General features: G+C 72.9%; 7 protein-coding genes. 4 read left to right on the forward strand and 3 right to left on the reverse strand.

The features are described from left to right. The coding region (locus DQW06_RS20050) for an ABC transporter ATP-binding protein (RefSeq protein ID WP_117199102.1) at positions 1 to 1,272 on the forward strand (1,272 nt) is incomplete at its 5' end. A gap of 472 nt (positions 1,273 to 1,744) precedes the next feature. After that, positions 1,745 to 3,283: a D-alanyl-D-alanine carboxypeptidase/D-alanyl-D-alanine-endopeptidase gene (gene dacB / locus DQW06_RS20055; protein ID WP_041552938.1), complete on the forward strand. Its 1,539-nt coding sequence runs from the start codon at positions 1,745 to 1,747 to the stop codon at positions 3,281 to 3,283. Between the two features lie 454 nt (positions 3,284 to 3,737). On the opposite strand, the gene DQW06_RS20060 is transcribed toward dacB, so the two are convergent. Beyond that, positions 3,738 to 4,289, reverse strand: a complete 552-nt coding sequence (locus DQW06_RS20060; RefSeq protein ID WP_013155524.1) for a TIGR03086 family metal-binding protein — start codon at positions 4,287 to 4,289, stop codon at positions 3,738 to 3,740. Between the two features lie 121 nt (positions 4,290 to 4,410). Here DQW06_RS20060 and DQW06_RS20065 point away from each other — a divergent pair, with 121 nt between their 5' ends. After that, entirely contained in the window at positions 4,411 to 5,391 is a 981-nt protein-coding gene (locus DQW06_RS20065; RefSeq protein WP_370449110.1) for a DUF6597 domain-containing transcriptional factor, read from the forward strand. On the opposite strand, the gene DQW06_RS20070 is transcribed toward DQW06_RS20065, so the two are convergent. Together DQW06_RS20070 and DQW06_RS20075 are read right to left on the reverse strand one after the other, a co-directional pair. Continuing rightward, positions 5,330 to 5,908 (reverse strand): TetR/AcrR family transcriptional regulator, encoded by a 579-nt coding sequence (locus tag DQW06_RS20070; RefSeq protein ID WP_255418254.1) that lies wholly within the window; start codon positions 5,906 to 5,908, stop codon positions 5,330 to 5,332. The two genes, DQW06_RS20065 and DQW06_RS20070, sit on opposite strands and share 62 nt — an antisense overlap. A gap of 32 nt (positions 5,909 to 5,940) precedes the next feature. Beyond that, the gene (locus DQW06_RS20075) at positions 5,941 to 6,264 is read right to left on the reverse strand and encodes a multidrug efflux SMR transporter (protein WP_013155521.1); all 324 of its coding nucleotides are present in this window, start codon (positions 6,262 to 6,264) and stop codon (positions 5,941 to 5,943) included. Between the two features lie 310 nt (positions 6,265 to 6,574). Here DQW06_RS20075 and DQW06_RS20080 point away from each other — a divergent pair, with 310 nt between their 5' ends. Further along, positions 6,575 to 7,879, forward strand: a complete 1,305-nt coding sequence (locus tag DQW06_RS20080; RefSeq protein ID WP_013155520.1) for an Ig-like domain-containing protein — start codon at positions 6,575 to 6,577, stop codon at positions 7,877 to 7,879. Positions 7,880 to 7,923: the final 44 nt, after the last annotated feature.

Here is a 7,923-nt window from a genome sequence, read left to right on the forward strand (position 1 = left end):
CTGTGCCGCGAGCAGGAGCCCCTCCTGCTCGCGGTCGGCGGAGACGGGGAGCGGGTGCGCGTGCCGGTGACGGACACCTCCGCGCACACGGCGGCCTGCCACTTCAGCGAGGAGCTGGGGGGCGCCGCCCCCGCCGACCTGTTCCGGGGGACGGCGGTGGAGGCCGAGACCGTAACGGAGGTCGAGGAGGCCGAGAAGCAGGCGCAGGAGGCGCGCGCCCAGATCGGCGCGGAGACCGCCGCCCCCGCGGACGGGGGACCCCGTGAGGCCATCCTGACCGTCAAGGACCTGGTCAAGAACTTCCCCATCCGCTCCAAGGGCCTCCTGCGGCGCAGGATCGGCGAGGTGCAGGCGGTCTCCGGGGTCTCCCTGGAGCTGCGCGAGCACGAGACCCTCGCCCTGGTCGGCGAGTCCGGATGCGGCAAGTCCACCACCGCCCGCCTCATGCTCCAGCTGATCAGGCAGACCTCGGGCGAGGTCAGCTACATGGGCCAGCCGCTGCACACGCTGTCCCCCCGGCAGATGCGGCCGCTGCGCCGCGACCTCCAGCTGGTCTTCCAGGACCCGTTCGCCTCCCTGGACCCGCGCATGACGGTCTCGGACATCATCGCCGAGCCGCTGCGGATCCACGGCCAGGGCAACGGCACCGCCAAGAAGCGGGTCAGGGAGCTGCTGGACCTGGTGGGGCTCAACGCCGAGCACGGCTCGCGCTACCCGCACGAGTTCTCGGGCGGCCAGCGCCAGCGCATCGGCATCGCCCGCGCGCTGGCGCTCAACCCCAAGGTGCTCATCCTGGACGAGCCGGTCTCGGCGCTGGACGTGTCCATCCAGGCGGGCGTGATCAACCTGCTGGAGGACCTCCAGGACGACCTGGGCCTGTCGTACCTGTTCGTCTCGCACGACCTGTCGGTGGTCAAGCACATCGCCGACCGGGTGGCCGTGATGTACCTCGGCAAGATCGTGGAGACGGGGACGACGGCGGAGCTGTTCGGGGCGCCCTCGCACCCGTACACGCAGGCGCTGATCTCGGCGATCCCCCTGCCGGACCCGGTCAAGGAGCGGACCCGGGAGCGGATCGTCGTCACCGGCGACGTGCCCAGCCCCGCCGACCCGCCCTCGGGCTGCCGGTTCCGGACCCGGTGCCCGAAGTTCGCGAACGAGCTGTCGGAGGGCGAGCGCGCCAAGTGCGTGGAGGAGCCGCCGGAACTGATGGACCGGGGGGCGGGCCACCTGGACGCCTGCCACTACTCGCGGGCCAGGGAACTGTTCTGACCGGGGCGCCGTCCGGGTGATCCGGGCGCGGCGGCCGTGACGGGCCGGTGCCGGGGGAGTGCGCCCCCGGCACCGGCCCGTTCGCCGTTCGCGCCGCACGCGGCGGCGGAAGGGGCCCGGTGCCCGGGGTCCGCTCCGGGGCCGGGCACACACCGCTGTCGGATGCCGCGTCCCCCCGCCGCGCCGGGGAAGGAGGCCGAAACCGGACGATTTTCTCCTTAGCGGATTTAGGTGCACATGTGTCACCTGGGGCTTAGACGTCCCCACGCGCCCCTTCCGTGTCCGACCCGCGCCCGGGGTGCTGGTGCCGGGGATCCGTAGCGGGTTAGGGTGCGGTGCCCCTTCGTGTCCGTGACCGCTAGGAGACACACCGTTGAGAACCCCCACCGCTTCCAGTGAACCCCCGGTCGGGAGGCGCCGTGCCCCGGTCCGGCGGCGCGCCGCCTGGACCGCGGCCCTCGCGACCGTCCCCGTGCTCGTCGCGGCGCCGCTGGGCGCACTCCCGGCCCACGCCGACCCGGCGGCAGCCGAGGAGCGCCTGACCGACCTGCGCGCGGACATCGACGCCCTCCTGGCGGACCCGTCCCTGGAGGGAGGGGTGTCCGGGGTGACCGTCACCGACCCCGCCACCGGCGCGGTGCTGTACTCGCGCGACAGCGGGGAGCAGCTGGTGCCCGCCTCCAACATGAAGCTGTTCACCGCGGCGGCCGCCCTGGACGTCCTGGGCGCCGACCACACCTTCTCCACCGAGGTCGTGGCCGAGGGCCACAGGCAGCGGCGCTCCGTGGAGGACCTGTACCTGGTGGGCGGCGGCGACCCCACCCTGTCCGAGCAGGACCTGGACGCGCTGGCCGCCGACGTGGCCGCCTCCGGGGTCAGGACCGTGCGGGGCGACGTCCTCGCCGACGACACCTGGTTCGACTCCCAGCGCCTCGTGGACGACTGGTGGCCCGAGGACGAGCCCTACGCCTACTCCGCGCAGATCTCGGCCCTCACCGTCGCCCACGGGGAGCGCTACGACACCGGCGTGACCGAGGTCGTGGTCACCCCCGGCGCGGCGGGTGCGCCCGCCACCGTGGACCTGGGCGCCGCCGAGGGCTACGCCGAACTCGACAACCAGGCCGTGACCGGCCCTCCGGGCGGCACCAGCAGCGTGGTCGTCGACCGGCCCGTGGGGACCAACACCATCACGGTGACCGGCACGATCCCGGCCGACGCCGCCCCCGTGACCGCCCTGCGCACTGTGGACGAGCCCGCGGGCCTGGCCGGGCACCTCTTCGCGCAGGCGCTGGAGCGGCACGGCGTCACCGTCGAGGGCGGCGTGGAGTTCGGCGAGGCGCCCGGTCGGGGACGCCACGGCGCCCGGCTGGTGGCAGACCACGAGTCCCCCGAGCTGGCGGAGATCCTCGTCCCTTTCATGAAGTTCAGCAACAACGGCCACGCCGAGATGCTCGTCAAGAGCATCGGCCAGGAGGTCGCGGGCGAGGGCAGCTGGGACGCCGGGCTGACCGGTGTCGAGCGGTCCCTGGCCGGGCTGGGGGTGGACACCTCCGACCTCGTCCTCAACGACGGCTCGGGCCTGTCCCGGGGCAACCTGGTCACCTCCGACACGGTCGTGGACTTGCTCGTGAGCACGCGCGACGCGTCCTGGCACGGGGTCTGGGCGGACTCGCTGCCGCTGGCGGGCGAGAGCGACCCGTTCACCGGGGGAACCCTGCGGTTCCGCATGGGCGGCACCGCGGCCGCGGGCGTCGTCTCCGCCAAGACCGGCACCATGACGGGCATCAGCGCGCTGTCCGGATACGTGGCCGGGCAGGGGGGCGGCGACGGGCTGGCGTTCAGCGTCGTCAACAACGGCTACGGCGGCCCGGCCCCCACGCCGGTGCAGGACGCGATCGCCGTCCGGCTGGCCGAGTACCTGGGCCACCAGGCGCCCGTGAGCGTCCGGTCCCAGAGCGCGCCGAGCGAGCCGGGCGGTGAGCTGGAGTGCTCCTGGGAGCTGACCTGCTGATCCGCTGACCTGCTGACGGCACGGCCGCCGGGCCGTGCCGTCAGCGCGTGAGGCACAGGTCGCGCGGGACACGCGGGCGGCGCGATCGCGCTCAACGGCGTCCGCGCGTGAGGCGCGAAAACCCGGCCGGAGGGCCACGGGGACTCCCCGTGGCCCTCCGGGTTTTCCACAGGTGTGGACGGACTCCGCCGCTTCGGCTCCGAAGGCGGCATAGTGGGAGTGGACGACGCCGCCCCCCGCAGCACACGATCCGCGTCGCACCCCCTGACCGCATACTCCGCACGCGCGGAGCCCCGGAAGGAGAGCGTTCCGATCGTGTCCTGCTTCAGCGGGAAAACCGCCCGGCTCACGTCCCTGCCCGTGTGCCGCCCCAGGGCCGGGTCGCCCGGGGCGGCCCGGCCGCCTCCCCGGGACGGGCCCGCACCGGTCCCCGGGGCGGGGGAGCCCGGGGCCGCTACCAGGCGCGGCGGCCGACGAAGGCCAGGAACCGGGTCTGGTCGTCGGCGCCCTCGGGCGGGGTGAGCTCGGGCCCGCAGACGTTGTTCCCGCGCAGCTGCTCCCCGAAGGGTGCGGTGGCCTCGTGCGCCCACCGGACGTCGCCGGGGTCCAGGCGCTCGTCCAGGCCGGTGGCCCGGGCCAGGTCCCAGCGGTGCACCACGAGGTCGAAGCCGAGGAACCGGTCCACCGCCTCGGCGAAGGTGGTGCGGCCGAAGAACCCGTCGAATTCGGTGTTCGCGCGCCGCGGGTCGTCCAGGTCGGCCTGGACCACCGCTCGGGCGGCGTCCCAGGCGGCGCGGGGGTCCTCGTCCACGGAGGGGATGTCACCCAGTTCGCGGCCGACCAGGCCGAGGAACATGCCCTGGGTGTCCACGACGTGGCGGACCACGTCGCGGGCGTCCCACCCCTCGCAGGGGGACGCCGACGACCAGCGGTCGGCGGGGACGGCCGCCACCGTCCCGGCGAAGTCCTCGGACAGGCGGGCGTAGCGCTCGGAGATGTCGCTCATGATCGTGTTCCCCTCGGGTGTGTCTCGGTGTCCGCCATCCTCACCCCCTCGACCGGGCGCCGTCTTGAACAAACACGACGAACCGCACGTGTGTTCGGAGGCGGAGGACTACCCTGGAGCCGTGAGACCGTACTCCGTGGGGGTGGAGGGGGACGCGCGCGGCATCCTCGACCCGGACGCCGGGCTGACCCGGTTCCGCCTGGACCGACACGCTCCCTCGGAGCGGGTGGCCCGCTTCGTGGACCGCTACTGGCTGACCTCGTGGAACCTGACCGGCCGCGAGCCGCACACCCAGCGGGTCCTGGCCCACCCCGTCGTGAACCTGGTGTTCACCGGTGGGACCGCGACGGTGTACGGCCCGACCACCGAGGTGACCGAGCGCCGCCTGGAGGGCGAGGGCTGGGCGCTCGGGGTGATGTTCCGGCCCGCGGGGTTCCGTCCGTTCCTCGGCAGGCCCATGAACACGATCGTGGACGCCGGTCTCCCCGCGTCGGAGGTCTTCGGGGCCCTCGGCGCGGACGGGGTTCTCGGCGGGGCCGGGGCTTCCCATGGGCGCGGGGTCCCCGGCGCTGACGGGCACCCGGGCCGGGACGGGGTCCCCGACGCCGACGCGATTCCCGGTGCGGGCGAGGCCCCCGGCAGGGGAGGGGTTCCCGGTGCCGACGGGCGCGGGGCCCCCGACGGCGCGTTGGCGTCCGAGACGTCCGATCCCCTCGACCTCATGGCCGCGGTCGACCGCGTCCTGGCCGGGCTGCTCCCCGCGTACCGTCACCCGGCCGAGGACACGCGCGACGTCGTGGAGCGGGTGGCCGCCGACCCCTCGGTGGTCAACGTGTCCGGGCTCGCCCGGCGCGAGGGGATGGGCGTGCGGCTGCTCCAGCGCCGCTTCGCCGACCACGTCGGCCTGAGCCCCAAGGCGGTCATCCGCAGGTACCGGCTCTACGAGGCCGCCGAGCGGGCCAGGAAGGGCGCGGCGCCCGACTGGGGGAGCCTGGCCGCCGAACTCGGGTTCAGCGACCAGTCCCACCTGACCAGGGAGTTCACCGCCGTTCTGGGGACCCCTCCCGCGCGCTACGCGGCACGCGCGACACCAGGCGGCTGAGCGTGCGGTACACGTCCTCGGCCGTCAGCTCCGGGTCGGCGCAGGCCCGCACGAACAGGCCGTCGACGGCGGCGCCCACGCCCGCGCGGTCCTCCGGGCGGGGGAGGTAGGGCGCGAGGAAGGCGTCCACGGCCCGGTTCCAGCGCTCGGTCTGCGGGCGCAGGGCCGGGCGGCGCGCGGCGAGCAGGAACAGTTCGCACTCGGCCATCACCTGGGCCCGTGCGGGGCCCGAGCCCACCGCGATCATCCCGGCGAGGGCGCGCAGGGCCGCGTCCGCGTCCTCGGGCACGGCGGCCAGCGCGGCCACGTAGGTGTCGTTGACCCGGGTCAGGGTGTCCACGAGCAGGTCGTCGACGGTCGCGTGGTAATAGGTGACGGTGCTGGGCGGCACCCCGGCCTCGGCGGCCACGCGCCGCTGGCTGACCGCCGCCACACCGTCGCGTTCGATGACGCGCATGGTGGCGTCCAGGAGCTGTCGGCGGCGCCGCTCGCCCTTGCGTCTGCGCCCGTCGGCGATGCCCTCGCCGACGGCCGCCGTGTCGTGGCCGTTCAGTGCCGCCCGCCCAGTTCCAGGGCCATGACCCCCGCGATGATCAGCGCGATTCCGCCGATCTGGACCCAGGTGAGCGACTCGCCGAAGAGCAGTGTGCCGATCACCGCGACCAGCGCGATGCCCACGGCCGCCCACACGCCGTAGGCCACGCCGAGGTTGATGCCCCGGGTGAGGGACTGGCTGAGCATGAGGAAGGCCCCGACGTAACCGACCACCACGACGACCGAGGGCAGCGGTCGGCTGAAGCCCTCGGAGAGCTTGAGCGAGGTGGTGGCGATCACCTCGGCGATGATCGCTCCGGCCAGCCAGAGCCACGGCACGGCGTTCCTCCCGACGGAGAACTGAGCGTTTGACCAGGTTCCTCCGGAGAAGAAACCTGAGCGTTCGGACAAGATTCTAGGCGCAGGGCCAACCCGGTGTCCAAGGCGAGTTACGGGTGGCCGTAACCTCATACCCGTAGGGAATCGAGGTGTACCCCCGGGGTGTATCGTCTTCGGTTCCGGCGTCCCCCACGTCCCACGCCCCAGATAACCGCTCTATACCGATGCATGAGATTTCAGAACCTTTTCGGTGGGTGTGCGTCTTACTTGCGTGGATGGCGTTTCAGGCATGACATGGAGGTAACCAGACGTGACGGGCAAGACACCTCCGGCGGTGGCGCGTCGTTTCGGTATCGGACTGGCAGCGCTGGCGCTGGCCGCCACGGCCTGCACGTCGGGTGAGGCCGAAACCCAGGGCGGCGGTACCGACGCGGCCAGCGCCGATCCCGCGGAGCTGGTGATCACTCCCGAGAACGGTGCCGAGGAGGTCGCGCCCAACTCCCCCATCCGGGTCACCGCGGAGAGCGGTGTCATCACGGACGTCCAGGTGGAGCAGGTCGTCGCCACCGAGGCCGCGGCGGAGGGCGAGGGCGAGGCGCAGGAGGCCGACCTCTACGCCATGACCGGCACCCTCAACGGTGACGCGACCGAGTGGGTCAGCGACTGGAACCTGCGCCCCGGCGCGGAGGTCGTGGTCACCGCGACCGCCGAGAACGACGCCGGTGAGGAGACCGAGGTCGTCCAGGAGTTCACCACCCTGGAGGCGGTCGCCGGACAGCGCCTGGAACTGGCCTCCAACTGGCCCGTCTCCGGTGACACCGTCGGCGTGGGCATGCCGATCGTCATCAACTTCGACCTGCCGGTGACCAACAAGGCGCAGGTCGAGAACTCCATGGAGGTCATCTCCGAGCAGGGCGTCCAGGGCGCCTGGAACTGGGAGACCGACACGATGGCCGTGTTCCGGCCCGAGGAGTACTGGGAGCCCCACCAGTCCGTGAGCGTCGACCTGCGCCTCGCCGGCGTCGAGGCCTCCGAGGGCGTCTACGGCGTGGAGAACCACCGCATCGACTTCGAGGTCGGCCGCGAGCTGATCATGACCATGCACGTGCCCGACCACGAGCTGGTCGTCAACATCGACGGTGAGCACGACCGCACCATCGAGGTGAGCAACGGCAAGGCCAGCCGCCGCTTCGACACCACGACCTCCGGCACCCACGTGCTCATGCAGCGCTACGAGCAGATGACCATGGACTCCTCCACCGTGGGCATCCCCGAGGGCACCCCCGGCGCCTACAACGTGGACGTGCAGTACGCGGTCCGCACCAGTGACAGCGGCGAGTTCCTGCACGAGGCCTCCTACAACGGCAACATCGGCAGCGCCAACACCTCCAACGGCTGCACCAACCTGCGCATGGACGACGCCCGCTGGATCTTCGAGAACACCCTCATGGGCGACGTCCTGGAGACCACCGGTACCGACCGCGAGCTGGAGTGGAACAACGGCTGGGGCTTCTGGCAGATGTCCTGGGACGAGTGGCTGGCCGAGAGCGCGACCGGCGAGCCGCAGGTGACCGACGGTTCGGGCACCCCCGGCTCCGTCCACGGCGAGCAGTAACCGCCCGCCCAACGCCGAAGGGGCGCCCGGAACCGCGCGGTTCC

It is taken from the genome of Nocardiopsis sp. TNDT3, assembly GCF_003427465.1.
Taxonomy (GTDB): Bacteria; Actinomycetota; Actinomycetes; order Streptosporangiales; family Streptosporangiaceae; genus Nocardiopsis; species Nocardiopsis dassonvillei.

What these genes read in the sequence shown, in the direction of transcription:
- DQW06_RS20060 (WP_013155524.1), bottom strand. Translation starts at nt 4,289, where the DNA reads ATGAGCGACATCTCCGAGCGCTACGCCCGCCTGTCCGAGGACTTCGCC.